The 23671-nt window shown below is 59.4% G+C and carries 21 protein-coding genes and 2 pseudogenes; 12 read left to right on the top strand and 11 right to left on the bottom strand.

Annotated elements, in window-relative coordinates:
* Window positions 1–22: 22 nt before the first annotated feature.
* From BSK43_RS01495 to blh, 5 genes are read right to left on the bottom strand one after another with little or no spacing between them, the layout of a single operon-like run.
* Complete coding sequence (locus BSK43_RS01495) at window positions 23–805, bottom strand: sulfite exporter TauE/SafE family protein (protein ID WP_183079491.1); 783 nt, start codon at window positions 803–805, stop codon at window positions 23–25.
* Complete coding sequence (locus BSK43_RS01490) at window positions 802–1233, bottom strand: YeeE/YedE family protein (protein WP_047636067.1); 432 nt, start codon at window positions 1231–1233, stop codon at window positions 802–804. Before BSK43_RS01490 ends, BSK43_RS01495 begins: the two co-directional genes overlap by 4 nt.
* Window positions 1230–1640 (bottom strand): YeeE/YedE family protein, encoded by a 411-nt coding sequence (locus BSK43_RS01485; protein WP_047636066.1) that lies wholly within the window; start codon window positions 1638–1640, stop codon window positions 1230–1232. Before BSK43_RS01485 ends, BSK43_RS01490 begins: the two co-directional genes overlap by 4 nt.
* On the bottom strand, window positions 1637–1984 hold the full coding sequence (bigR, locus tag BSK43_RS01480) for a sulfite-sensing transcriptional repressor BigR (protein ID WP_112636353.1): 348 nt from the start codon (window positions 1982–1984) through the stop codon (window positions 1637–1639). The genes BSK43_RS01485 and bigR overlap by 4 nt, the downstream gene beginning before the upstream one ends.
* Window positions 1975–3273, bottom strand: coding sequence for a bifunctional sulfur transferase/dioxygenase Blh (gene blh, locus BSK43_RS01475; protein ID WP_047636078.1), 1299 nt, complete (start codon window positions 3271–3273; stop codon window positions 1975–1977). Before blh ends, bigR begins: the two co-directional genes overlap by 10 nt.
* A gap of 173 nt (window positions 3274–3446) precedes the next feature.
* Between blh and BSK43_RS35520 the strand changes: the two are divergent.
* Window positions 3447–3734: pseudogene (locus BSK43_RS35520) on the top strand (recombinase family protein); the annotation flags it as partial.
* Here the strand turns inward: BSK43_RS35520 and BSK43_RS35515 are convergent.
* Complete coding sequence (locus tag BSK43_RS35515; RefSeq protein WP_236774530.1) at window positions 3721–4233, bottom strand: hypothetical protein; 513 nt, start codon at window positions 4231–4233, stop codon at window positions 3721–3723. The pseudogene BSK43_RS35520 and the gene BSK43_RS35515 sit on opposite strands and share 14 nt — an antisense overlap.
* A 548-nt stretch (window positions 4234–4781) precedes the next feature.
* Window positions 4782–5591: a TniB family NTP-binding protein gene (locus BSK43_RS01460; protein WP_246662470.1), complete on the bottom strand. Its 810-nt coding sequence runs from the start codon at window positions 5589–5591 to the stop codon at window positions 4782–4784.
* Window positions 5592–5660: 69 nt separating this feature from the next.
* Between BSK43_RS01460 and BSK43_RS01455 the strand changes: the two genes are divergently transcribed.
* Both BSK43_RS01455 and BSK43_RS35510 read left to right on the top strand, forming a co-directional pair.
* Window positions 5661–7012 (top strand): IS3 family transposase gene (locus BSK43_RS01455; RefSeq protein ID WP_136686651.1). Its coding sequence is split into 2 segments (ribosomal slippage): window positions 5661–5997 and window positions 5997–7012, totalling 1353 coding nucleotides; the frame shifts between segments, so codons are not numbered across the junction.
* A gap of 80 nt (window positions 7013–7092) precedes the next feature.
* Window positions 7093–7266: pseudogene (locus BSK43_RS35510) on the top strand (integrase); the annotation flags it as partial.
* Between the two features lie 144 nt (window positions 7267–7410).
* On the opposite strand, the gene BSK43_RS34980 reads toward BSK43_RS35510, so the two are convergent.
* Window positions 7411–7698 (bottom strand): hypothetical protein, encoded by a 288-nt coding sequence (locus BSK43_RS34980; protein ID WP_168600371.1) that lies wholly within the window; start codon window positions 7696–7698, stop codon window positions 7411–7413.
* Here BSK43_RS34980 and repA point away from each other — a divergent pair.
* From repA to repC, 3 genes are all read left to right on the top strand, one after another.
* Window positions 7643–8857 (top strand): plasmid partitioning protein RepA, encoded by a 1215-nt coding sequence (gene repA / locus BSK43_RS01445; protein WP_047636054.1) that lies wholly within the window; start codon window positions 7643–7645, stop codon window positions 8855–8857. The two genes, BSK43_RS34980 and repA, sit on opposite strands and share 56 nt — an antisense overlap.
* Window positions 8854–9843, top strand: a complete 990-nt coding sequence (repB, locus tag BSK43_RS01440) for a plasmid partitioning protein RepB (protein ID WP_047636053.1) — start codon at window positions 8854–8856, stop codon at window positions 9841–9843. The genes repA and repB overlap by 4 nt, the downstream gene beginning before the upstream one ends.
* 186 nt (window positions 9844–10029) lie before the next feature.
* Window positions 10030–11244, top strand: a complete 1215-nt coding sequence (gene repC, locus BSK43_RS01435) for a plasmid replication protein RepC (RefSeq protein WP_047636052.1) — start codon at window positions 10030–10032, stop codon at window positions 11242–11244.
* Window positions 11245–12547: 1303 nt separating this feature from the next.
* On the opposite strand, the gene BSK43_RS01425 is transcribed toward repC, so the two are convergent.
* The 3 genes from BSK43_RS01425 to BSK43_RS01415 all read right to left on the bottom strand — a co-directional run bounded on the left by BSK43_RS01425 (window position 12548) and on the right by BSK43_RS01415 (window position 16869).
* Entirely contained in the window at window positions 12548–13858 is a 1311-nt protein-coding gene (locus tag BSK43_RS01425; protein ID WP_077472856.1) for a hypothetical protein, read from the bottom strand.
* A 156-nt stretch (window positions 13859–14014) separates the two neighbouring features.
* Entirely contained in the window at window positions 14015–16210 is a 2196-nt protein-coding gene (locus BSK43_RS01420; RefSeq protein WP_068391584.1) for a hypothetical protein, read from the bottom strand.
* A 2-nt stretch (window positions 16211–16212) separates the two neighbouring features.
* The gene (locus BSK43_RS01415) at window positions 16213–16869 is read right to left on the bottom strand and encodes a helix-turn-helix domain-containing protein (RefSeq protein WP_047636049.1); all 657 of its coding nucleotides are present in this window, start codon (window positions 16867–16869) and stop codon (window positions 16213–16215) included.
* 161 nt (window positions 16870–17030) lie between these two features.
* Here BSK43_RS01415 and BSK43_RS01410 point away from each other — a divergent pair, with 161 nt between their 5' ends.
* The 6 genes from BSK43_RS01410 to BSK43_RS01385 all read left to right on the top strand — a co-directional run bounded on the left by BSK43_RS01410 (window position 17031) and on the right by BSK43_RS01385 (window position 23634).
* Window positions 17031–17489 (top strand): transposase, encoded by a 459-nt coding sequence (locus tag BSK43_RS01410; protein ID WP_047636048.1) that lies wholly within the window; start codon window positions 17031–17033, stop codon window positions 17487–17489.
* A 74-nt stretch (window positions 17490–17563) separates the two neighbouring features.
* Window positions 17564–18151 (top strand): hypothetical protein, encoded by a 588-nt coding sequence (locus BSK43_RS01405; protein WP_047636047.1) that lies wholly within the window; start codon window positions 17564–17566, stop codon window positions 18149–18151.
* A 225-nt stretch (window positions 18152–18376) separates the two neighbouring features.
* Complete coding sequence (locus BSK43_RS01400) at window positions 18377–19126, top strand: sulfite exporter TauE/SafE family protein (protein WP_047636046.1); 750 nt, start codon at window positions 18377–18379, stop codon at window positions 19124–19126.
* A gap of 360 nt (window positions 19127–19486) precedes the next feature.
* Window positions 19487–21607, top strand: a complete 2121-nt coding sequence (locus BSK43_RS01395) for a ParB/RepB/Spo0J family partition protein (protein ID WP_047636045.1) — start codon at window positions 19487–19489, stop codon at window positions 21605–21607.
* A gap of 103 nt (window positions 21608–21710) precedes the next feature.
* Window positions 21711–22367 carry a hypothetical protein gene (locus tag BSK43_RS01390; protein WP_047636044.1) on the top strand — a complete coding sequence of 219 codons (657 nt, stop codon included), beginning with the start codon at window positions 21711–21713 and terminating at the stop codon, window positions 22365–22367.
* 76 nt (window positions 22368–22443) lie between these two features.
* Window positions 22444–23634, top strand: coding sequence for a hypothetical protein (locus tag BSK43_RS01385; RefSeq protein ID WP_047636043.1), 1191 nt, complete (start codon window positions 22444–22446; stop codon window positions 23632–23634).
* Window positions 23635–23671: the final 37 nt, after the last annotated feature.

The following is a 23671-nucleotide window of genomic DNA, read 5'->3' as shown; positions in this document are numbered from 1 at the left end:
ACGCGTCATTGTAGGCGCAGCATCACCCTGCAGTCCTGGATGCCACGCTCCGGTAGAAGATGTAACCTGCGACGACAAAGATGAGCACCGCAAACAGTCGGTTGAGTATGTTCTTGTAGGCGCTCAGACGCGTTGCCAGTGTCAAGCCGAGGAGGCCGCCTGCGATGCCGCCACCGATGAACTCTGCGGCAAGCCACCAGTCCACCAGTCCGGACGCGGCATAGTTCAGCGCGGTTGCCAATCCGAAGGCGCCGACGGATAGGAGCGAAGTGCCGATCGCGTTGATCATCGGCATGCCGGTCGCCAGCATCAGAGCCGGCACGATCAGGAAGCCTCCGCCGATCCCGAAGAAGCCTGACGCCGCTCCGGCGGCCAGCGCTACGGCGGCTGTGATAAAGCACATCCTAAGGTCGACCGGCCGGTTTTCGGCCGACGTCGGCTTCCTGGGCTTGAGCATCAGGACGCCGACGACGACCATCAGAATTCCAAACAGGAAGATCAGCCGGTCTCCGTCCATCGCCTTACCGAGGCTTGAGCCCGCCAGCGCGCCAAGGACGCCGAGCGCCGAAAAAACCGCGGCGCAGCGCCACCACACGTGCCCCTTCATGGCGTGGCTCGCGAAGTTGGCGAAGGCGTTGACGGAGACTGCAAGCGCGCCGGTTCCGATGGCCACGTGCGGCTGCGCGACGCCGACGACGTAAAGAAGGAGCGGGGTCGCCAGGATCGAGCCGCCGCCACCGAGAAGGCCGAGCATGAAGCCGACGATCCCGCCGGAACCGACGGCCAGTAGAATGGAGTCACTCATGTCCTTCTGCTCCAAACCCGGTCGTAGAATGTCATGCCGATTAGCATGGCGACCACGAACAGCAGCGTCTGTGGAATACCGACCGACATAGAGGCGACGGCCGGGCCGGGACAGAAGCCGCCGATCCCCCAGCCGAGACCGAACAGGGCCGAGCCGATGACCAGCGGCACGTCAATCTTCCGGTTCGTGGGCACGTGGAAGGTGTCGTCGAAGACGGGACGGCGCAATCGCTTCATCACTTTTACTCCGATGAAGGCCACGGCGACGGCGCCGCCTAGGACGAAGGCAAGGCTTGGATCCCAGTTTCCGAAGACGTCGAGGAAGCCCTGGACGCGAACCGGATTGAGCATGCCCGAAAGCGACAGTCCGAAACCAAAGACGATGCCAGAGGCGAGGGCGGCGCCGAACTGAAAGATGTTTCTGTTCATAATCCGATACCTCGTAGAACGGTGACTGCGATAATCCCGGTCGATAGGAAGGTGGCGACAGCAACCATCGATCGCGGAGAAAGGCGGGCAAGCCCCAGCACGCCGTGGCCGCTAGTGCAGCCGGATCCCATGCGCGAGCCAAAGCCGACCAGCAGTCCGGCGACGATTATCAGCGGCCAGCCCGCTGTAATCTCGACGGTCGGCCATCCACCGGCGAGCAGCAGGTAGACGAGCGGCCCGAGCACGAGGCCAAGCACGAACGCAAGATTGGTGATCAGGCCGATACCTTGGGCAAGGCGGCCGACGATGCCGCTGATGCCGGCGATCCGGCCGTTCAGAAGCAGGAGCATGACCGCGGAGGCGCCGATCAGCATGCCGCCGCTCAGCGACTGGAGATAGATGGTCATGTCGCTTCCTTTACACAGAAGATGTCATAGAGGGCGGAGACCAGTTGCGCGGCCTTCTCCTCGGTCAGTCGGTAGTAGATCTGCTTTCCGTCCCGCCGGGTGTCGACAATGCCGGAGTTTCGCAGCACGGTCAGATGCTGCGAAAGATGCGGCTGATGGATGTCGAGCTTTTCCTCAAGCACGCCGACCGAGAACTCGCCCTCGACCAGCGTGCACACGATCAACAGCCGGGCCTGGTGAGACAACGTCTTCAGGAGATCGGCAACCTCGCCGGCCCGGCCGGCCATCTGGGCGGGAGAGAGCTGCACCTTCATCACGTTCTCTGAGTTGGTGCTCATTCCCATGCGGCTCCCTGCAATGCGTCGAGCGGAAACTTGAGGTAGCGCATGCCATTCGCTTCCGGTTCAGGCAGACGACCGCCCTGGATGTTCACCTGCAGGGCATGCAGGATAAGCTTCGGCATGGGCAGCGTCTTGTCGCGCTTCGTCCGGAGCGCCACGAACTGCTCTTCGGTCACGCCGGCAAGATGCGGGTTGGACTTCTTCTGCTCGGCCACCGTACTCTCCCAGCGCGGAGCGCGACCTTCCGGCTGGTAGTCGTGTCCGGTGAAGATGCGGGTCTCGTCCGGAAGAGCAAGGATGTCCTGGATCGACTTCCAAAGGATGCGGGCGTCGCCACCGGGGAAGTCGGCGCGCGCCGTGCCGCTGTCAGGCATGAACAGGGTGTCGTGGACGAAAGCTGCGTCTCCGACCACATAGGTGATCGAAGCGAGCGTATGGCCTGGCGAGAACATCACCTTGGCGTCGATGGTTCCGATCTTGAACATCTCTCCATGCGCGAACAGCCGATCCCATTGCGCGCCGTCGGTGGCGAGCTCGGGCCAGTTGTAGATGCCCTTCCAGAGCTTCTGAACATCGACAACACGTTCGCCTATTGCGGTTCTGGCACCGGTCTTCTCCTTGAGATACTGGGCTGCGGAGAAATGATCGGCGTGAGGATGGGTGTCGAGGATCCACTCGACCGTCAGGTCATTCTCCTTGACGTAGTCGAGGATCGCGTCGGCATTGATGGTGCCAGTGGCTCCCGCCTTCTCATCGAAATCGAGAACGGGATCGATGATGGCGCAGCTGCCGGTTGCGGGATCGGACACCACATACTGGACGCTCCAGGTGCGCTTGTCGAAGAAGCCCTTCACATGCGGTCGGCTTGCCGCGTTCTGCTTGAGCCAAGCCGCAGCGGAACTGACGTCAAAGCCGTGGGCACGTCCGAATGCAGCGACCTCTTCGGCAGCCATCCGCCCGTCCAGAACCTCACCGATCAAGTACAGGCTGAGAGATCTCGTGCCCGACTTGCAGTGCGCGAAAACCGGTCCTTCGGAGGCATCAAGCGCCTTCTGGAACGCGCGCACGTCCGCTTCGGTGACAGTGCCGAGCGTGACCGGAACGAAGGAGTAGGAGAGGCCGCAATGTTCGGCTGCTTGGCGTTCGGCCTCCGATCCCGGCTGTGTCGCGTCCTCAGCGTCCGGGCGGTTGTTGATGAGCATAGCAAATCCCCTGTCCCTCAGGGACCTGATGTCGTCGACGCTCGGCTGCGGCGAGACCGACAGCTTCTCAGAAATCTTAATGATAGACATGGCTGGCTCCGAAGTCAGATGAAACATTATACATTCTAATATAACGTATATTGTGAATGTTTCAAGCGCGCCCTGTGATCCCGCCGTTGCAGCGGGCTCAGGACCAAAAAAGGCCCCTCGCCTCCCCGCGTCCATCGTCGCGATCAACAATACGGCGTGGCGTAGCTAGCCGCCATGACTGGATGAAGGAACGCCTGCGCTATGCGGTGCATCGGATGGTCCGCGAGAAGCGGGCCGACCCCAAGCTTTTGGCGCGCTCGCTCCGTCGCGCCCCGTAAGATCACCTGATTAAGCTCGTTGCGGCGATTGCCATTGCTGATCCCGGCCCGCCGCTGCGCGATATTGCCGCCCAGCTTGATCAGATGGGAGAGCGGCCGGCGCGCGGTGGGCGCAAATGGCAGCCTTCCTCTGTTCGCCACCTGCTGGACGAAGCACATCGATTTGGCCTCATTCGTCATTGAGGGCGCGGAGCATCAGCCTGCCGATTGCCCGGTTTCTTGCGCGCCCCGCTTTGGACGGCAGAGATTTCCAGCCTTCGCTTTCAACAATGCCGCGAGCGAGCTGCCGGTATTCGGTTTCCGCACGGAGATTTAGGACAGACGCGGCCAGCCTTTGAGGAGGCGCCTGATGATACGCTCGGACCGGCCCGCGCTCGAATTGGCGGAAGGCTTCACGGAGAGAGGCAGAGAGTAGAGGATCCGTGGCGGTCTCCTCAAAGAGGAGGTCGGCTATGGCCGTAATGGTCACGGCCCGCCATGCTGGTGGAAGGCTGGCGAGCGCCGCCGCCCCTGCTGTAACTGACGGTCGCTGGCCATATGGCAGCGGTAAGCCCAGCGCGGTGATAAAGGGCATCCCTTCCGGCTGAGGCGACCAGAGGAATCGGCTTGCCGTCTCGATACGCTCAAACCGCGGTCCGCCCTTGCCGATGGCCTCGCCGATAAGCGAGGCGACCTGCAGCAAGTCTGTTTGATCGCGGCGCTGGAACCTCCTCGCCGAGATAACAGCATCGCATTCACGGCAAAACAGTCTGGCGAGGCCGGCAGGCGTAGACCGAAACTGAAACAGCCCGCTGCGGAAACATCCGCCGCAGTTGATCTCGAGCCCAGTCTTGTGCCGGGGGCAGACCACGGCCTCGACACATGCCCAGGACCGTCGGCAATAGTGGTCCCTCCCCTCCTCGGCATCCTCGTCAAGGCATGTCGGACAAACGCCTCGGTGCGCGGGTTCGCTGACAAATGACGCCCTGCTGCGCCGGGTATTCTGCAGAGACAGTCGCTCTACATCTGCTTGCTTCAGGCGACAGGCTAACGCCCATAAACGGGCCGCCGATGGTTCGGTCGGGATGTCATCGCTGAGGAGATGCGGCTTGGAGACGTCCCAAGCACCACGTATCCAGTTCTCGATCTGCCGGGGCGAGCTGGAGTAATGGCTCGCTACACGCCAACGCCAACAGCTGAGAAGTTCATCCTCATAGGGCCGTGGGGCGATCGCCAGCAGCCGCACCGGTCTCACGGGATTGCACGGCGCTGCAGGCGCGTTTCACTGCGCCGCGCCATCGCGACCAAAGGTAGGACAAGGTTGTCGGCGTCGAAGCTCTCCAAGATAATCCTCTCGTTCCCATTCCGGACCGCTTCGACCGCAACAGTCTCGATGAGGCGAAAAATTCGCACCGTAACGCCGTCGGTCATATCGAGCACCTTGCGGCGCACTGCTGCGGTCCCGAGCTGTGATGGCTCACGCAGAGGCAGTATGCTCCCGAGACTTGCGAGCAATTGGGCAAGCTGCTGCGTATTGGACCAGCGCTTCAGGTGAAGGGCTTCAAACCTTTCGGCAAGCTGCGGATCCGTCAACAGCGCCTGTCGGGCAAGATCGGTCCCGGCGCAGATCAACGGGACTTTCAGATCATTCGCCAGAAAGCGAATGACGTTGAGGAAGACTCGTTGCTGCCGATATGTCCCCGTCAACATGGCATGGATCTCATCGATGATCAGCATCCGTACACCCATCCTCCGCATCAGGGTTCGGCACGTAGTCTTCAGTCGGTAAGTTGCGTCTCCACTTGGGCCCGGTGCACTCAGTGCATTGAGGAGCTCACCGTAGACATCGCGTTCGACGGGTTCGGCTGGCATCTGCATTGCCACGACCGGCATGTTCGTCACCCCGGTTCCACGATCGAAGACGGGCTGATGATTGCGAAGAAACTTTCTGATGATTTTTGTCTTTCCCATGCCGGTATCGCCGTAGAGAAGCAGACAGGGCATTCGGTCCCGCGGCGGATAGGAGAGCAGATCCTCAAGCTGTCCCGGATCAACGCCCATGAGACAGAACCGACTTAATTGAGAAGAGAGGATTTTCGGCTCATCGTAGCTCTATCAAAGGAAGCGAAGATGAGACAGAAATCCGGGCCGCAGACATCGACGGCCGAGAAGACGATCAAGGACATCCGCCGGGCCACGCGCAAGCACCATTCCGCGGAGGACAAAATCCGCATTGTGCTGGAAGGGCTGCGTGGCGAGGACAGCATTGCCGCGATCTGCCGCCGCGAGGGGATCGCCGAGAGCCTGTATTATAGCTGGTCGAAGGAATTCCTCGAAGCTGGTAAGAAGCGTCTTGCCGGAGACACCGCCCGTTCGGCCACCAGCGACGAGGTGAAAGCGCTGCGTCGTGAAAGCCGTGACCTGAAGGAGGCGCTGGCTGACCTCACCCTGGAAAACCGCCTGCTCAAAAAAAGCATGATCGCGGATGGGGGCGACGAAGAATGAGATATCCCGCCACCGAGAAGCTTGAGATCATCCGGATCGTGGAACAGTCGCATTTGTCCGCAAGGCAGACCCTCGAAAAGCTCGGCATTTCAAGGCCGACTTTCTACCGTTGGTATGACCGCTTCCAGACCCACGGCGTCGAGGGTCTGGAAGACCGGACATCCGCGCCGTCACGGGTCTGGAACCGTATCCCCGACGATATCCGGGATCGCATCGTCACCATGGCGCTCGATCATGCCGATCTGTCGCCACGCGAGCTGGCGGTGAAGTTCACCGATACGGAAAGCTATTTCGTATCAGAGGCTTCAGTCTACCGCCTGCTCAAGGCTCACGACCTGATCACCTCGCCTGCCTATATCGTCATCAAGGCCAACGACGAGTTCAAGGACAAGACCACTCGCCCAAACGAGATGTGGCAAACCGACTTCACCTACCTGAAGGTCATCGGCTGGGGATGGTTCTACCTGTCGACCATCCTCGACGATTATTCCCGCTACATCATCGCCTGGAAGCTGTGCACCAGCATGAAGGTGGACGACGTCACCGACACGCTCGACCTGGCACTGGCCGCCTCAGGCTGCGACAGGGTCAAGGTCGAACACCGGCCGCGCCTGCTGTCCGACAACGGCCCGTGTTACGTCGCTTCCGATCTCGGCGAATGGCTGGAGAAATACAAGATCGAGCAGGTCCACGGCGCTCCCGGCCATCCGCAGACCCAGGGCAAGATCGAACGCTGGCACCAGACGTTGAAGAACCGCATCCTGCTGGAAAACTACTTCTTCCAGGAGGACCTCGAAGCCCAGATCGCAGCCTTCGTCGAGCATTACAATCATCGCCGATACCATGAGAGCCTCGACAATCTTGCCCCAGCCGACGTCTACTTCGGGCGCGGCGCGACCATCCTGCTCGAACGCGAAAGGATCAAACGAGACACCATCAAACAGCGCCGCTTGAACCACCACGCCAAAGCGGCTTAAATCAACCCGCAAACCGAGCCGGAAACTCCACTCTTCCAAAGACCAAAAAGTCTCAAATCATTCGACGACGGACAGAGCGTGGGGAGTTTTCCGCACACGGATTGCGGTCTGGATATTTGACCGAAGCCGCCAATCGGGGCATTTCTCTTCCGGAGGCGATGGAGCAATCTCGTCATCGTTCGGTGCAGCAGGCGTCGAGTTATTACAACAGCGCTACCCGACGGACCGGGCGCGCGGCCCGATTGTTCTCGTAGTCATTTGTTTTGTCGGTATTGCTATCCGCGGCGCCTTTGAAGTCGAATAAGGTTGTGGGCTGGACACGCCACCGCACTGAGTCGCTCGGTTCTCCACCCGAAAGCAAGCTCCGACGCAGGAAAACGAGGCATGCGCCTGTATTCTCAACTGCTTTTTGCGAGGACTTTCGGATGTGCGCCTAAATACGTCAAACGCTTGTTTCGCTTGGAATTTGCGGGTGAAGAGAGCCGATTTTCCTTTAAGACCAGCAGGTTCGTTAAGAATTCGTTTACCATAAATAGCTTGCCCGCACGCCAGAATCGGGGCTTATTGCAACAGCGGTGTAAATCGGTTTTGGCCGCCCCAAAGCGCTGTTGTGAAATATCGGGCTGAAAAATGAAGCGAACGGCTGAGAAAAAATTGGCGGCACAGGAGACGTTGGTCGAACTCATCGAACGGCACTCCTCTGCGCTTGCAGCGCAGCTTCAAGCTCATCACCTGAGCACTTTCCCACCGGTTGCCGAGAAAGGGATTCGGCATTTCCAGCCATCAGAAGCTGCCAAGCTCGTGGGTGTCAAGGAGGTCTACCTTCGTCAGGTATCGAACGATATCGAAGATCTTGAGGTGAGCACGACGGCGGGCGGCCGCCGTTCGTATTCGGTCGAAGACATCGACAAGATCCGCAGGCATCTCGATCGTGTCGGCCGCGCTGACAGGCGGTATCTTCCGCACCGACGCGATGGCGAAGCGCTACAAGTTATATCAGTCATGAACTTCAAGGGTGGCTCCGGCAAAACCACAACGGCGGCGCACCTGGCGCAGTATCTGGGATTGCGGGGGTACCGGGTTCTTGCTCTCGATCTGGATCCGCAGGCGAGCCTGTCGGCGCTCTTCGGCAACCAGCCCGAACTGGATGTCGGTTCCAACGAAACCATGTACGGCGCGATCCGATATGATGACGAGCGCCGGCCCGTCCAGGAGATCATCCGTTCGACATACATTCCCGATCTCCACCTGATCCCGGGAAATCTGGAGCTTATGGAATTTGAGCACGATACCCCGCGCGCGCTGATGAAGCGCCAAGTAGGCGATGTGATGTTCTTCGACCGGGTTCGCCAGGTTTTGGACGAGGTTGAAAGCAACTACGATGTGGTTGTCATCGACTGCCCGCCGCAGCTTGGCTATCTCACGCTGTCCGCCCTCACCGCGGCGACGTCGGTGATAGTGACGGTTCATCCCCAGATGCTGGACGTTATGTCGATGAACCAGTTCCTGGCGATGGTGGCTGAGCTCCTTCGGGAGGTGGCCACAGCGGGGGGAAACGTCGACTTTTCGTGGATGCGCTACCTGATTACGCGCTTTGAGCCTGCCGATGGGCCGCAGAACCAGATGGTGGGCTATTTGCGGTCGATCTTTGGTTCCCACGTCTTAAATTTCCCAATGCTCAAGACGACGGCCGTTTCTGATGCCGGACTGACCAACCAGACCCTTTACGAGGTCGAGAGAGGTCAGTTTACGCGCAGCACATACGACCGTGCCCTCGAGGCGATGAACAACGTCAATGAGGAAATCGAAACCCTGATCAAGAAATCCTGGGGGAGAGCCGCATGAGCCGGAAGAACCTTCTAAACCTCGTACAGGTCGATGCTGCGCGTCCGGCAAAGACACAGGGCCGCCCGCTGCTTTCAACGTCTGTGCAGTCTGACGAATCCTCGGCGGACAACAAGCTTGTCAAGCAGGTCGGGTCCACGATCCGTGAGGAGAAGGCCCGTCAGGCCCGTGCAGATGAGATCGAGCGGCGACTTGCAGAGGGCCAGACTGTGATCGAGATCGACCCCGGCGAGGTCGAGCCTTCCTTTGTGCAAGACCGCATGCCCGGCGATATCGACGGGCTGATTAGTTCGATTAAGGAGCAAGGCCAGCAGGTGCCTATTCTTGTCCGCCCGCACCCGGACCAGGCCGGCCGCTATCAAGTGGCGTTTGGTCACCGTCGGCTTCGCGCCGTTCAGGCGCTTAAACGCCCGGTCAAGGCAATCGTTCGCGATTTGACGGATGAGCAACTCGTTGTGGCGCAGGGACAGGAGAACAACGAGCGCGAGGATCTCACTTATATCGAGAAAGCCCTCTTTGCCGACAATTTGCAGCAGCGCTTTTCCAGGGACGTCATCATGTCGGCCCTGTCTGTCTATAAGAGCGATCTATCTTACATGCTGTCTGTCGTGGTCAGGATCCCCCGGGATCTAATCAATGCAATCGGTGCCGCCCCGGGTGTGGGGCGCCGAAGCTGGGTTGAGCTCGCAGACCTGCTTGCCAAGGACGGATCGCTCGATTCGGCCAAGCTGTTTCTCGAATCGGCGGAAACTAAGGCCCTCCCCTCTGAGGCACGCTTCAAGGCTGTTGTCGCGCACTTGAAACCGCGGCCAGCTCGAGCGGCTGTTGACGTGTGGACCGCCGACGACGGAAAGCGCCTTGCGAGAGTGCTGAACACGGACGGGAAACTGGAAATCGCCATCGACAGGAAAGAAGCGCCTGAGTTTGCCGCGCTCGTCCTGGAGAAGCTTGAAAAACTGTATCGCGAGCACCGCTCAGCGAAATAGCACGCTGGATCAACAAGCCACGGAGTCAAAACCGCAAAAGAAAAGAGCCCCCTCAACGTCGCCGTCGTGGAAGCCCTTATCTGTTCTGTAGCAAGACAGAGAATCGCATTTCCATGAATCTTCGTCAAGAGTCTCGGCGCCATTTTGGTGAGCTCATTTTTTTTGCCTTCTGAAAGGTGAAAGACGATGCATACGGGAAATGTGACGACGCCGTTTGGGCGGCGGTCGATGACGCTTGCCCTCGTGAAGCGGCAACTGGCTGCGAACGAGATCAAGCCTGGTAAGTCTGTCGAAAAGTGGAAAGTGTTCCGAGATGTTGCTGAGGCCCGGGAAACGCTTGGCCTTCAGGATCGCAGCGTCGCCATCCTGGATGCGCTTCTAACGTTCCTTCCGACCAATGAACTGCGCCAGGACGGACAGATGATTGTCTTTCCTTCGAATGCTCAGCTGACACTGCGCGCCCACGGCATTGCTGGGGCCACGCTTCGGCGCCATCTCGCAATCCTCGTCGACGCCGGTCTGATTGTGCGAAAAGACAGCGCCAACGGAAAGAGATTTGCGCGGAAGGATCGTGACGGCGATATCGAAACGGCCTTCGGCTTCGACCTGTCTCCGCTTCTGGCGCGGGCTGATGAACTTGCTTTGATGGCGCAGGAGGTCGTGGCTGCCCGTGTTGCGTTCAGAAGGGCAAAGGAGACACTAACAATATGCCGAAGGGACGTTCGTAAACTGATCAGCGCGGCTATCGAGGAAGGCGCGGAGGGCGATTGGCAAGCAATCGAGGACATTTATCTCAATCTAATAGCTCGCCTCCCCCGCACACCGTCGCAGGCAGACGTCGGTAACGTGCTCAGCGAAATGCAGTTGCTTTATGCTGAAGTGCTTAGGCGTCTGAATATTCACGAGGAAATCGAAATTAATAGCACCAATGATGCTCATAATGAGCGCCACATACAGAATTCAAAACCCGAATCCATCCGTGAACTTGAACCTCGCTCTGAAAAAGAGCAGGGGGCGAGGTCTGGTGGAGTTGATTTGCCCTCGCGTCTGGCGACCACATCCTTTCCGTTGAGCGTTGTGCTAAAGGCGTGCCCGCAGATTTGCGACTATGGACAAGGCGGTGTGGTGGGAGGCTGGCGTGATCTGATGTTGGCTGCCGTTGTTGTCAGATCGATGTTGGGTGTGAGCCCATCGGCTTATCAAGATGCTTGCGATGTGATGGGGCCGGAAAATGCGGCAATCGCGATCGCCTGTATTCTCGAGAGGGCGAACTTTATCACCTCGCCTGGTGGCTACTTGCGCGATTTGACCGGGCGCTGGGAACGAGGAGAGTTTTCGCTCGGCCCGATGGTCATGGCGCAGCTGAAGGTGAACAGTGGGGCAGCAGTTAGACGCGCCTAGCTGCTGCCCGGAGTTTTAGTCGCGCCTCTTTTATCTCGCGTCAATTTTAAGCCGTTTGATGCGTGTTCCCGCCGTTCCGGGAGTGGCCTCGCCAAATTCGTCTCGGGGTGATTGTCCCTCAAGGGTGCAGGGCATTCGGTGTCGAGCCGGATCCGGGCGGTGATATAGAAATGCGGAATTGGTCGGTGTTTCAAGATGGGCGTAGACACGAGGTGTCGAGGTTGTTCGGTGGGAGTCTAACAAGGCGTATGCAGACATCTGAGCCTTGAACATATTGGTGCATGCGCGACGATCATTGGAACTCCCGATCGCCGCCAGAATAGGGGTTCGACGCCACCGATCGGAGAGGCACCTGGGCAGCGTAAAGAGGTGAGGGCAGGCCCACTTCTGCGGTGTGAAGTTAGGCGCGCCTAACTTGCCTGTGTCAGTGGCGCGCGCAACATGGATTCGACCTCTGCTCGCCGGTCATCCTTTAACATGGCTCGATCATTGCCAGCTAGGGCACCAAGACAGGGTGCGAGATTTGGGGCAGGCTAACGGGCGACCTTGAAGCGTACACATGATGGGTGGCTACGAGTTAGGCGCGCCTAACTTCAAACGTGTCGACGCGCGCAGCGGTGCGAAAAATCTAGTGGGGTGCCGGACCGGGAGTTCTTTTTCGTGAAAGCAGGGCGGCGCGGAGTATTCCATTTTTGCTTGGTATTATAGCCGCGACATTGTCATCAACGATAGCAGGCGAGGGTGGTCCTTTGTCCCGCTTCAAGGTCATAAAGCGCTCCTGCGCCAGCATTCGGTCAGCTGCAGAGACCGGCTCAACCACTCACCTTCTAAATCATAACGCATGGCGTTTGGCTGGGCGCTCGCGAAATAGTACCGCTTTGAATGGACATACGCAGCGACTGCGCGTCTCAGGACAGTCGTTCCAACGCGGGGATTCAAGCGGCTTTTGAGATCTTCGAACAAGCCGCTGTCGTTTGGCATTTAACTGTAAGAATGCGCCCGTTCCGGCAGCTCATGGCACTTAATCTGAGATTCGCCAGTTGGTTTTTCGGCGCTTGACGCTCTCCGATTCCGAAATAGCGTTCTGTAATATTTCGCATTTTCCGATGAAGCTTGGCCATCGGTGGTCATCTTTTTCCAGGTGGTGAATCTCACACTAAGTGCCAAATCGAACCGGCGAATCTCAGATTAAGTGCCTGATCTCAATTTAAGTGCCGCGCTATCTTGTTGAATTATTGGATGCGGAGTCTTGCGATTAAATGCAAAACGACATTACCAAAGCGAGGCCGTCGCGTTCGCGGGTTCAGCTTTCCTCGACCAGCTTGTGTTTTTTCCAGGTTCTCGGGTTCCATTCGACCAGCATATGATGGCCTAAGGCTGGCCCGCCCGTTTCAAGGTGCAGAGCACGCATCTCGACCGATCCATCGAAGCAGAAGCCGGTGCGGACGGCGTTCGGTCCGGTTTCAGTGAGGTTCTGCTTACCGAGACTGCGAACCTCGAGGGTGGCAGAACAGCTGACGACAACACGCGAGCCGGTCTTGCGACCAATTTCAACGGCGCGACGGTATTCCCACCGACCGAATACGAGGCCCACATCCAGGACCGGCGTCAAGATCCAGTCGGGTTGTGCATGCAGCGCAGCGTCTCCGCCCGGCGTCTGTTGCTCAAGATCTTCGCAAATCAGCACCATCACCCGCCCAAGTCCGAGGATGTCGCAAAGCACCAATTCGCTTCCGGTGGCGCAATCTTCCATGTGCGAGTCATCGTCGTGACCGTCTGCGCGGGGTAGGGCGCACTGCTTCATACGGGGCGCGGCCATGTTGAACGCATTCAGCTTGCGTTGACGAAACAGGACTTCGCCGGCACCCGTCATGACAACGGCCTCATTGAACGGCCTGTCGAGCCCTTTTGACCTCTCTTCGGAAGGGCCGCTTCCCGTCAGTACCAACGAGTGACCTAAGCGGGCCGCCCGGCGCAACGTTTCGGCAAGGCCCATAACCGCTGAGCTGGTGGCGACGAGTTCAGGCAAGACAACGAGGCCCGCTCCCTTATCCAACAGAGCCGAGACTTCGTTTTCGATCCTGACGTCCGTAATCGACGAACGCGGCACCGTGTCCAGAAACGCTTTATGGCGTCGGTCCGACACCGAAAATTCGAAGTCGTCACGATCCTCGGCAATTGGCGCAAGGCCCACTTTTTGAGCCGCGTCGTGCGAAACATAGATTTGACTTGGCGGCGGCGCCATCGGCCGCAATTTGAAACTTTTCTGCAGGTCAGGAACGAAGCTCAGAAAGGAAAACTGATGAGCGAGCGCAACCCCACTTTGTTCTAATCCCTTTGTCCGCTCCTTGCCCGGCATCAACAGGCCTTTGGGAAGGACGAAGCCTTTGCCAGACAACTCGGCATAGGCGCCTGTCATCGTCCGCTCCGCCCGCATCGCCGCCAACATCTGTCCACCTGCCGATGAGCGGCCAGGGAGCCGCGTCTTGATAGAGGGATGGATGCGCATCGCTACCTGGTCGAGGGCGCACATCACCACAAAGGCACGTTCATGGGGCGTGTCGACCTCACAGCTGAACGCCACCAACCGGCGGCCAAGATAGTCGGTTACCATGCTGGAACGTCTGCAGTTGACGCTCCCTCCAAGAGCTCGACGAGCCGCCCGAATTCAGCTGCGTGCCGTCCGGACCATGGGGCAAGCGTCGCCTCAGCCTCATAGGGTTCGACGATTTGCCACAATTCCGCGAATAGTTGTCCCGGTTTCATGACGTCAGATCGGCTTGCGGATGAAGGTTTGCAGCAGGGGGACAAGTTGCGAGAAGTCCGTTCCGTCATGTCGCATCTTGTCGGTCAGCGCTCGCATGGCCGGAACGAAGGTTGAGGCGCCTTGTTCATCACTCCTGGTCAGCGTTGACAACAGTTCATTGAAATACAGATCGCCATGCTCCGAGCTTGCGATCGCCCGTTGAAAAAGACCGAGCGCTTGCTCCGTCAGCGGTGCGCCGCTGCGGATATTCGACAGCAGTGTCTCCATTGCCTCGTGTTCCCGGCCGGCATCGAGAAGGATCTCTGCTTCTTGGAGCGCCACTCTCGGGAGCGACTGGAAATCGGCTGAGGTGCTTTTAATACGGAAAAGCGCTTCGTCGAATTGGCCGCGACGCCGATACAATTCCGACTGGCACAGGAACAGCTCATCCTGGACGCGGTCCCGTCCGCCATCTGCCGGCAGAAGTCGGTCGGCGTGCAGTAATACCTGACCTGAAACTTTTTCAAAACGCTCATCCCCGATCTCCATCGCGACCTTGAGGCGCGTGATAAGGATCTCTATGATCTCGCCGAGATCCCTGTCGCGGGCGGTGGAGGTTTGCGAAAGAAGTTTGACCGCTGCGACGATCGCGCGCTCGGCGCCACTTCCGTCACCTCTTTCGAGAAGCTTGCTGGCCAGCAGACGCTGGGTTCTCGCCGGTTCGATCTCGTTGCCAACGGGTAGAGCGCGTCTCCCAATTGCGCGATAGATCTCGGCTATCTCCTTGTACGTCTCGATGACCTCGTCGGCGCGGCCCAAAGTGTCGAGAATTGCGGCCTGACGGTCGAGCAGTCGCGCGTGACGCCATTTTGCGATCGGCGATTTTTCTGCCCGCCACAGGCGCTCAGCATTGCGGCTCAAGCCGAGGGCTTTCTCGAACTCGCCATTGCGCTGCAGCAAGCCGGCGATATCGTCAAGGATCAGTGCATATCGCGTCGCATACGTGGTTGGTTCCTCGTTGTAGGCGCGGCGGGCAAGTTGTTCCGCTGTTTCGGCGAAGGTTGCTCCGGTTCGGAACGAAAGCCGGTTGTCGCGCCGCAGGACGAAACTCAATGCGGCTTCGGCAAGCGACATCAGCCATTCGGGCCTTTCACCATCGTCTGCGACCGCATTGTCCAACCAGAACTGGACCTGGCTCCAGGCGTCCAAAGTCGGTTGGTCGCTGATGGCTCGCAGGTCAAACAGCCGGGGATCGTCGAATGCGGCGCGGCGCCAGTATGATGATAGAACGTCTGCATCGACTGGCCGAATGCCTATTTTAGTAGAGCCGGTAATCCGGCGGGCCAGGTCGTGCATGGCATCTAGGAGAGACCCTCTTTCATCTGGGTACTCTTCAAAGACAGCAAGCTTCTCTTCGAAAGCGCACCACGGATAATTGCGCACTTCCGCCCGCCGGAGACTTTGCTCGACCTTGCGCGGTCCGCCCTCGATAAGGTCGATGAACCGCTGCGCGGTGTGACGTCGCGCCGCCTCGACAGTCGAACGTTCCTCGACCCGGCTGGGTACAAACTCCATTTTAAGCGCCGGTTTCTTCTGACTTTTGCGCGCCTCCTTGATCGAACGCGCGATCGCAGCCGTCCCCTCGATACTTTGACGGTTGTAGACAAGGCAAAGGACGAGAGCGTCGGGGAGCTGTGAGGTGCAAATACCGGCGGTATCGGCAACACCCGTTCGACTGTCGATTAGAACATGGGTGTAGCGGTTTCGAGCCCACTTCAGAATGGCATTGATAAACGGCTCACCGTCGAAACGTTGATAGAAACCGTTCCAGTCGAGACCGCCAACCTTGTGGCTATAATGCTCGTCCTGGCGACCGGCGCCGATAAAGTCCAGACAACCTGATCCCTTCAATGGCAGATCAAGAGGCTGGACGATGTCGCTGCAGTCGCCGAGCTTGAATCTGTCCTTGCGATCCGGCTGCGCGTTGAGTTGCTCGAGATAGTCCCAAACGCGGTCGATCAGGCCATTGCTTTCGCCCTGATCCGGGTCGCTTAGGAACGGATGAAAATAGCGGTGCAACCCTGGTGCTTCCAGATCCCAATCGATCGCAAGCACTCTTTCATCGTTCGAAGCCAGTGCCCAGGCGACGTTTGCCAGCGTCATGCTGCGCCCACTTCCGCCCTTGTAAGAGTAGAAGGTCGTAACCTGTGACTTTGCCATGGCTAACCTGTCGCACTTATTCTGGGAACCTCAGCCGTGCGCACATCGGGCGGGGTGGGCCGGTTGTCGAGGCTGAATCCGAGATTGACAATCTTGCTCTGGGCCAATGGCGCGCGGCGCGCAGCCTCGACACCTTCATCGACAACCAGCCGGCCGACAGGCGTCAGAGCGTTGTAAAGGTTCCGTCCGTGTCGATGGCTGGTGACCATCTCCATCGCCCGCAGTTCGTCCAGCAGACGCGAAATATATCCTTTGTCCTGGCCAAGTGCTGCGGCGATCTCGGTGTTGCGTAGAGATTTTACGGCCAGCATATCAAGAATGCGCGCGAACGGCTGCTGCTTTGCCTTCTTGATCGCGTCCTCGTCAGCTGTGGCTGACGCTGCATACCCCATGATATCCAAGGCCGCTGCCAGCCGCCCGGCAGCGTAATCCGGGGACAAACGATCAGCCCGGATCTTGCTTCGCAACGTGCTGAGCGCTCCTGTTGCTGCTTCGACACCTTGGCGTAACACCGGAGCCGCCGCAGTGGGCAGGACGTCAGCGACAGTCTCCATTGAGGCATTGAGAGCCAAGTCAACTCTCTCGGCAACTGTTTTGAAATCGTCTTTTGCGATTAGATCTCTTACGATATCGAAGCTATTCCACAAGGGGTTACGCATGATGAGCTTCTCCTGTTATGTTACAGATAGGGGTAGTCAACGATTTTGTCAACGGTGACTGCCGCGGGTGTTTCATGCTGGTGTAAAAGGCCGTGGACCAGGCGACGTTGACTCTTTCCCGCGCCTGGCCGAAAACGCATGCAACGATGCGAGGATCAACGATGATCGAAGACGACGTTCTGACACAACCGGATAGCGCCGAGACCAAAGCTGAAGTCGAGAAGACGAAAGTGACCGGACGCGGCAAACGGTCGAGCCCCAACAAGGCTGCGGCGGGCAAGGTTGCCAGCAGCGTTCAGAAGAGCGACAAGCCGAAGGCACGAGGCTTGAGTGACACGGACAAGCTTGAGAAGATCAGGCAGATCGAGGTAGCCGTCGCCGGCGGGGCAACCCTGAAAGATGCCGTGGGTGCGGCCTCGATCTCCGACCAAACCTATTATACATGGAAGAAAGCCGTCGCCGCACCAACGTCTGGGACGTCGTCCAGCCCAGTTGCTGTTGACGACGAGTTTGCCGAATTCATTCAGCTCGAGGAAGAGAATCGCCGACTGCGCAAACTGCTTGGCGAAAAACTCCGCACCGAAAACGCCGAACTGCGCAAGCGGCTCGGGATCACCTGATCAACTTGGTTTTGACGATGACGCTGCGCGGGACAGGATTTACTGGCCGCCGCTGTCGATGAAATTGACGAATTATGAAAATACCACAACGGCCCTTCGTGGTCGAATACAAGGCGAACAGGCGGCAAACCCAGACGCGACCTTCTTCCATTTGGGGCAGCCTTGATCTGCAGGCTGTGGCCCGACAGGTCGAGGCCGACGGGATTTTGCCTGATACCGGACATTCGGTTGCGAGGCCGACAGTCAACGACCCAAAACCGGCTGAAACCCCCGTCCCGTCGCCGGATCTCCTTGCCATACCCGAACATAATCCCCAGGGACCTGCTGCTGGCATCCTACCCGAGGGAATTGGCGCGGCGAAGCAGGAGCTTTCATCAGAGGCTGCGGCAACCGAGAAGTCCGTGCCGCCGACGCCGCGGCATGTGCGCACTCCCGCTGCGTCGAGGCGGACCGTCGTTGCCTCGGTGCAGACTGAGCCTGCATCGATCCCGGCGATGACCCCCGTCAACGATCGCCGGGCGGGCCTACCACCAGACAACCACATGGATGACCTCAACGCACTCGACGCAGAAAACCGCCGCCTGAAACGTCTCCTGATGGCCAAGCTCCGTGACGAAAATCGGGCACTTCAGACGATGTTGTGCCGGTTCGATACCGAATGAAGAAGGCGCTGGGCGAAAGCGGTTTTTTTGCCATTTGAGTGAGGTTGGTCGGCGCATCTCAGGCAAGCTCCCCGACGTCTCCTGTTGCGAAGCGTCGCATTCATCCGTGCATGGACTGTTCTTGCGGGCGCGGCAGCGATCTGGTTAGAAGGTGATCCATAGGATCGTCGCCTTTGCCTCGAAGACGAAGGCGGATGGTCGCATCGCCCGGGGTTTTTTCCGACCATGTTCGATCTTTTGCTGCTTTTCGTGGCTGGCTTCCTCGCCGGCAGTATGAACGCGCTGGCCGGTGGCGGTTCGTTCGTGTCGTTGCCCGCCCTGATCTCCGTTGGCGTCCCGTCCGTGATCGCAAACGCGACCAGCACCTTCGCTCTCTTTCCGGGAGGCTTGGCAAGCTCCTGGGTCTATCGTGAGGGCGTAAGAGATGTATGCGGTGTCGGGGTCAAGCCGATTGCAGTTGCCACCATCACAGGCGGTGTCACCGGCAGTATCCTTTTGCTTTTAACGCCCACGACGACATTCGACGTCATGCTGCCATGGCTCTTGCTCATCGCCACGTCCATGCTCATTCTCGGACCCAAGCTCGGCATTCGGCTGCAACGGGCAAAACGCTCGCAGACCGCGCTTGTCTTGCCGATCCAATTACTGCTTGGCATCTATGGCGGCTATTTCGGCGGAGCGGTGGGACTGATGATGCTCGCCGCGTGGAGCCTGCTTGGCGGCGGTGATATCAAAAGTCTCAATCCGACCCGCATGGTCATGGTGACCGCCGCAAATGCGGTGGCTGTGATCGTCTTTGTGCTGGCCGGCGCAATCGCCTGGCAACAATGCCTGCCGATGATTGCGGGTGCCTTTGCGGGTGGCTGGAGCGGAGCCCATCTCGGGCGCAGGCTGCCGGCGCCGATTGTCCGGGCTATCACCGTCGTGGTTGCCCTCCTGACCACCGTCATTTTCTTTGCAAGAGCCTACCTCTAGTCGACCAAGGGCTGGCTGCAGACGCTGTTGAAAAATAATCGAGGGACTCCGTTATCGACGCGTCGCGTTCCGGCGTCCGGTAAGCCGGGAATACGATCGATTTCCAGCAGGCCATTGAGACCGAGTGACTGGTATTGAAATGGCGTTTGGCACTTCTGTGGTTGCCGCCCGCGGCAGCCTTCACCCGAAAGGCTTCCATCCACGCAATATTGCCGGATCTTGGCCGAACGAGAAGCTTCGCCGGTGGAAGGGACGGTGGGGCATGGAGAAGGGGGTAGAGGGAGAGGAGGGAGGTGAAAGCTGTGACGGATTGAGAGGGTTGGAGAGAGGCTCCGCCCGGTCCGTCATGGAGAAATTGACATGGCTCAGGCTATGGAGAAAATCACCCTCAGTGCAGCTCGGGATATTCCCTTCAACAAGCTGGTGCTCAGCCAGCAGAACGTCCGCAAGATCAAGGTGGGCGTCTCGATCGAGGATCTGGCGGAAGACATCGCTCATCGCGGGCTGCTCACCAGCCTCAACGTCCGTCCCGAACTCGACGGCGACGGCAACGAGACCGGAATCTATCGTATTCCTGCCGGCGGTCGTCGCTATCGCGCCCTTGAACGCCTTGTCGTGCAGAAGCGTCTGGCAAAGACTGCGGGTGTCCCGTGCATCGTCAGTAAGGGCGAAACGCTCGAGGTAGAGGACTCGCTCGCCGAAAACGTCCAACGCGTCAGCCTACATCCGCTCGATCAGTTCCGCGCCTTTCAGACCCTGCGCGAGCAGGGCCTCGGGGAGGAGGAGATTGCGTCGCGCTTCTTCGTCTCGGTAGCCACCGTCAAGCAGCGCCTACGGCTGGCTTCCGTCTCGACGCGGCTTCTCGATCTCTATGCCGATGACGAGATGACGCTGGAGCAAATCATGGCTTTCTCAATTGCGAACGATCACGTTCGCCAGGAGCAGGTCTGGGACACGATCTCGCGCTCGCATAGCCGCGAGCCGTATTACATTCGCAGGCTGCTGACCGAAACCGCAATCCGTGCCAGCGACCGCCGCGCCGTCTACGTCGGCACTGAATCTTACGAGGCCGCCGGCGGTGTGACCATGCGCGATCTGTTCGACCAAGATCAGGGCGGTTGGCTGCAGGATCCGGCGCTCCTGGAGCAGCTCGTAATGGATAAGCTCAAGGCTGACGCCGAGGCGATCCGGGTGAACGAAGGCTGGAAATGGGTCGAAGCCGCCTTCGATTTTCCCTACGGCCACACGTCCGGTCTGCGCCGCTTCTACGGCGAGCAGGCCGAAATGACGGAAGACGAACTGGCCCGCTTTGACGCAACCCGTGCGGAATACGACAAGCTGGACGCAGAGTATGCGGAGGCGGACGAGTACTCGGAAGCGACCGAACAGAAACTAGAGGAGCTTGGTGCCGAGCTCGACCGGCTCAACGACCGCCCTTACGTGTTCGACCCGCAGGAGGTCGCCCGCGGCGGTGTCTTCGTTTCGCTCGGCGCCGGTGGTGAGCTCAAGATCGAGCGCGGTTTCGTTCGGCCGGTAGACGAACCACAGGCCGTGGGAAGTTCAACCGAAGATGTCGGCGGCGATATCACAGATCATGGTAGCGACCCGTCGTCTCCCAGCGGCGACGGCGTTCAGGCGGACGACGAGGACGAAACGCTCAAGCCGCTTCCCGACCGCTTGGTTCTCGATCTGACAGCGGCGCGCACGGTTGCTTTGCGCAATGCGCTGGCGAACAATCCGGTCATCGCCTTCATCGCGGTTCTGCACGCGTTCGTCCTGAAGATCTTCTACGTCTACGGCTCGGATTCATGCGTGGAGGTAACGCTGCAAAGCGCCCGCTTCAGCCAGACTCCCGGCCTCGGCAATACGGTATGGGCGAAGGAGATTGAGCAGCGGCATGAAGGCTGGGGCCAGGATCTTCCCAAGGATCCGAATGATCTCTGGGAGTTCCTGATCAAGCTCGACGAGGTCAGCCGGCAGGCTCTGTTTGGCCATTGCGCTTCGCTGTCGGTCAACGCGGTCATCGAACCCTGGAACAAGCGGACCCGGGCGATCGCCCATGCTGACCAGCTGGCCCGCTCGATTGGTTTCGACATGGTGGGGGCCGGCTGGACACCGACAGCCGACAACTATCTCGGTCGCGTCACCAAGGCCCGCATCCTGCAGGCGGTCCGAGAAGCCAAGGGTGACCAGGCGGCGGAGCTGATCGGCCATCTCAAGAAGACCGATATGGCCCGCGAGGCCGAACGACTGATGACAGGTTGCGGCTGGTTACCGGAACCGCTTCGCATGACGATCGGGGAAGGCACGATCGAAAGCGACGCTGTCGCAGATAGTGCCGTCCAGCCCGAGGTGGTTGAGCCTGTATTCGAAGCTTCAGACCTGCCGGCCTTCCTGCTCGATGAGCCAGGAACATCGAACGATAACGCCGGCGATACGGAGAATGAGATTGACGGCGGGCACCTCGCCGCCGCCGAATAGATTCATAAGCATCGCATCCGCTGACCCGATCGCCTTTGCGGTCGGGTCTTCTTTGCAACCAGCCCGGCCCCCGTGCCGGGTTTTTCCGTTTCAGGAGGCACCAATGCCCGACTTCACGATTGAGACCACCTACCACCTGCCGGTCTTCCGGCATCGCACTTACGCGGCTGACACACTGGACGCGGCGTGCCGTGCTGCTATCGAGGATGACAGTTGGGATATCGCCGAGAAGGATTTCGATTCCTCGGGACCAATTCATATCACCGGCATCTGGAACGGCGCACATGCGGCCTATGCGGGTCCGCCCATCCAGGTCCCGCAGCAATTCGAAGAGCCTGTCCAGCGCCGGGCGCGTCATTTCGAGATCCTGCTCGGACTATTGAAGATCCTGTTCGATGACGTCCGTGCGGCCCGGCCACCGTCGCTCGATTGGCTCGCGCGATCTGCCTGGGCGATTGCCAGAGGAGAAGCCATTCTCGCCGGAGACCCGGATCCTGAAGAGCCGGTCGACCCGCCAAAGCCGTCCCACGTCCTGGTCAGGCTTCAAGAGGATGGTGTGCGCGACGCAATCACGGCGGTGCTCGAAGTCGATCCGAGTTTCAAAGCTGTAGGGCGGGAGGCCGTGACCGACGACGAGGTCCACGCCGCATGCCTGTCCATCGCCACCACGATGGATTTTTCCGACGTGGTGGGAAGCGCCGAATTCCAGGCCGCGCTCTCGGCGATCCGCTCGGCGCATCGTCGACTGACCTCCGATTAATCCTTCTTCTTCCCCAGACATCCCTCAACCTCGCCCGGCCACCGCGCCTGGGTTTCGTCTTATGGAGACAATCCAAATGAACTCCCTTGCTTCCACTAACCAGCCCGCTTCCTCCGGCTTCAAGGTCGATATCTCCCGCGGTGAACGCATCGGACGTGTCTCGTCGGAATGGTTCTCGCGCCCCGACGACGAGCGGTTCCTGTCGCTGACCGAACTCCACGATACCGTTCGATCCCGCGCCGACCGCGCGCATGCACGAACCCTCGAAAGCGCCGCGATCCGCGTCGAGGCGACACGCGACAACGCCGAACGGCTCGAACTCCTCGTCCCTGGTCAGCGCCAGCCGATTGCACCGACCCATTGGAGTTACGGTCAGCTCTGCAGCCTCGTGGGCGCACCCGCCACCTATATGCGCCAGTTACCGGCGCCACTCGCTGCCATCAACCTGCAGCATGGCCTGCTCAATCACCGCGCCGAATTGGTCAAGACGTTAGAATTGGACGATGGTCGGGTTGAACTGCGGGCCGTCACCGGACCGGAATATGGCCGCATCTGGGACCACGAACTGGTCTCGGCAGTGATGAAGATTGCGGGCAATGGGACCGGCGACACGATGTGGAAAGTGCCGGGGGTGCTCGATTGGGCGACCATGACCCACAATCCCTTCGTCGATATCACCAAGGACACCACGACGCTTTATGCCAGCGACCGGGACGTTTTCCTGTTCCTGGTCGACGACACCCATCCGATCGAGGCCGGCCGGTTGCCGAATGGCGAGCCAGATCTCTACTTTCGCGGCTTCTATGCCTGGAATTCCGAGGTCGGCTCGAAAACGCTCGGCATCGCCTCCTTCTATCTGCGAGCGGTCTGCGCCAATCGAAACCTCTGGGGCACGGAGAATTTCGAGGAGATCACCATCCGCCACTCGAAATTTGCCGCCCAGCGGTTCGCGCATGAGGCAGCGCCCGCGCTGACCAGCTTTGCCAATTCGTCGCCTGCGCCATTCATTGCCGGCATCAAAGCGGCACGGGAGCGGATCGTCGCGCGAAAGGATGACGATCGCGAAACCTTCCTGCGCCGGCGTGGATTTTCGAAAGGCGAGACCGGCAAGGTGATCGACATGGTGCTGTCGGAGGAGGGGCGGCCGCCGGAATCGATCTTCGATTTCGTCCAGGGCATTACGGCGCTCGCCCGCACCAAGACCAATCAGGACACGCGCCTGGAGCTCGAAGGCAAAGCAAAGAAGCTGCTCGAAAGCGCCGCCTGACATGTTCATGCGCGCCTGGCTCAGACCCGGCCGCGTC

The organism is Rhizobium sp. P44RR-XXIV (assembly GCF_001999485.2).
In the GTDB taxonomy this organism is placed as follows: domain Bacteria; phylum Pseudomonadota; class Alphaproteobacteria; order Rhizobiales; family Rhizobiaceae; genus Rhizobium.
The sequence above is the reverse complement of the archived record's forward strand: the minus strand, read 5'-3'. Positions and strand labels throughout refer to the sequence as shown.

Coding starts and splice junctions, on each gene's coding strand:
- BSK43_RS01405 (WP_047636047.1), top strand. CDS start 17,564: ATGAAAATACCACAACGGCCCTTCGTGGTCGAATACAAGGCGAACAGG.
- BSK43_RS01485 (WP_047636066.1), bottom strand. CDS start 1,640: ATGACCATCTATCTCCAGTCGCTGAGCGGCGGCATGCTGATCGGCGCC.
- BSK43_RS01415 (WP_047636049.1), bottom strand. CDS start 16,869: ATGCGTAACCCCTTGTGGAATAGCTTCGATATCGTAAGAGATCTAATC.
- BSK43_RS01410 (WP_047636048.1), top strand. CDS start 17,031: ATGATCGAAGACGACGTTCTGACACAACCGGATAGCGCCGAGACCAAA.
- repA (WP_047636054.1), top strand. CDS start 7,643: ATGAAGCGAACGGCTGAGAAAAAATTGGCGGCACAGGAGACGTTGGTC.
- BSK43_RS01425 (WP_077472856.1), bottom strand. CDS start 13,858: ATGGTAACCGACTATCTTGGCCGCCGGTTGGTGGCGTTCAGCTGTGAG.
- BSK43_RS01490 (WP_047636067.1), bottom strand. CDS start 1,233: ATGAACAGAAACATCTTTCAGTTCGGCGCCGCCCTCGCCTCTGGCATC.
- BSK43_RS01400 (WP_047636046.1), top strand. CDS start 18,377: ATGTTCGATCTTTTGCTGCTTTTCGTGGCTGGCTTCCTCGCCGGCAGT.
- BSK43_RS34980 (WP_168600371.1), bottom strand. CDS start 7,698: ATGAGTTCGACCAACGTCTCCTGTGCCGCCAATTTTTTCTCAGCCGTT.
- bigR (WP_112636353.1), bottom strand. CDS start 1,984: ATGGGAATGAGCACCAACTCAGAGAACGTGATGAAGGTGCAGCTCTCT.
- repB (WP_047636053.1), top strand. CDS start 8,854: ATGAGCCGGAAGAACCTTCTAAACCTCGTACAGGTCGATGCTGCGCGT.
- blh (WP_047636078.1), bottom strand. CDS start 3,273: ATGTCTATCATTAAGATTTCTGAGAAGCTGTCGGTCTCGCCGCAGCCG.
- BSK43_RS01385 (WP_047636043.1), top strand. CDS start 22,444: ATGAACTCCCTTGCTTCCACTAACCAGCCCGCTTCCTCCGGCTTCAAG.
- BSK43_RS01390 (WP_047636044.1), top strand. CDS start 21,711: ATGCCCGACTTCACGATTGAGACCACCTACCACCTGCCGGTCTTCCGG.
- BSK43_RS01395 (WP_047636045.1), top strand. CDS start 19,487: ATGGCTCAGGCTATGGAGAAAATCACCCTCAGTGCAGCTCGGGATATT.
- BSK43_RS01495 (WP_183079491.1), bottom strand. CDS start 805: ATGAGTGACTCCATTCTACTGGCCGTCGGTTCCGGCGGGATCGTCGGC.
- repC (WP_047636052.1), top strand. CDS start 10,030: ATGCATACGGGAAATGTGACGACGCCGTTTGGGCGGCGGTCGATGACG.
- BSK43_RS01460 (WP_246662470.1), bottom strand. CDS start 5,591: ATGGGCGTTGATCCGGGACAGCTTGAGGATCTGCTCTCCTATCCGCCG.
- BSK43_RS01420 (WP_068391584.1), bottom strand. CDS start 16,210: ATGGCAAAGTCACAGGTTACGACCTTCTACTCTTACAAGGGCGGAAGT.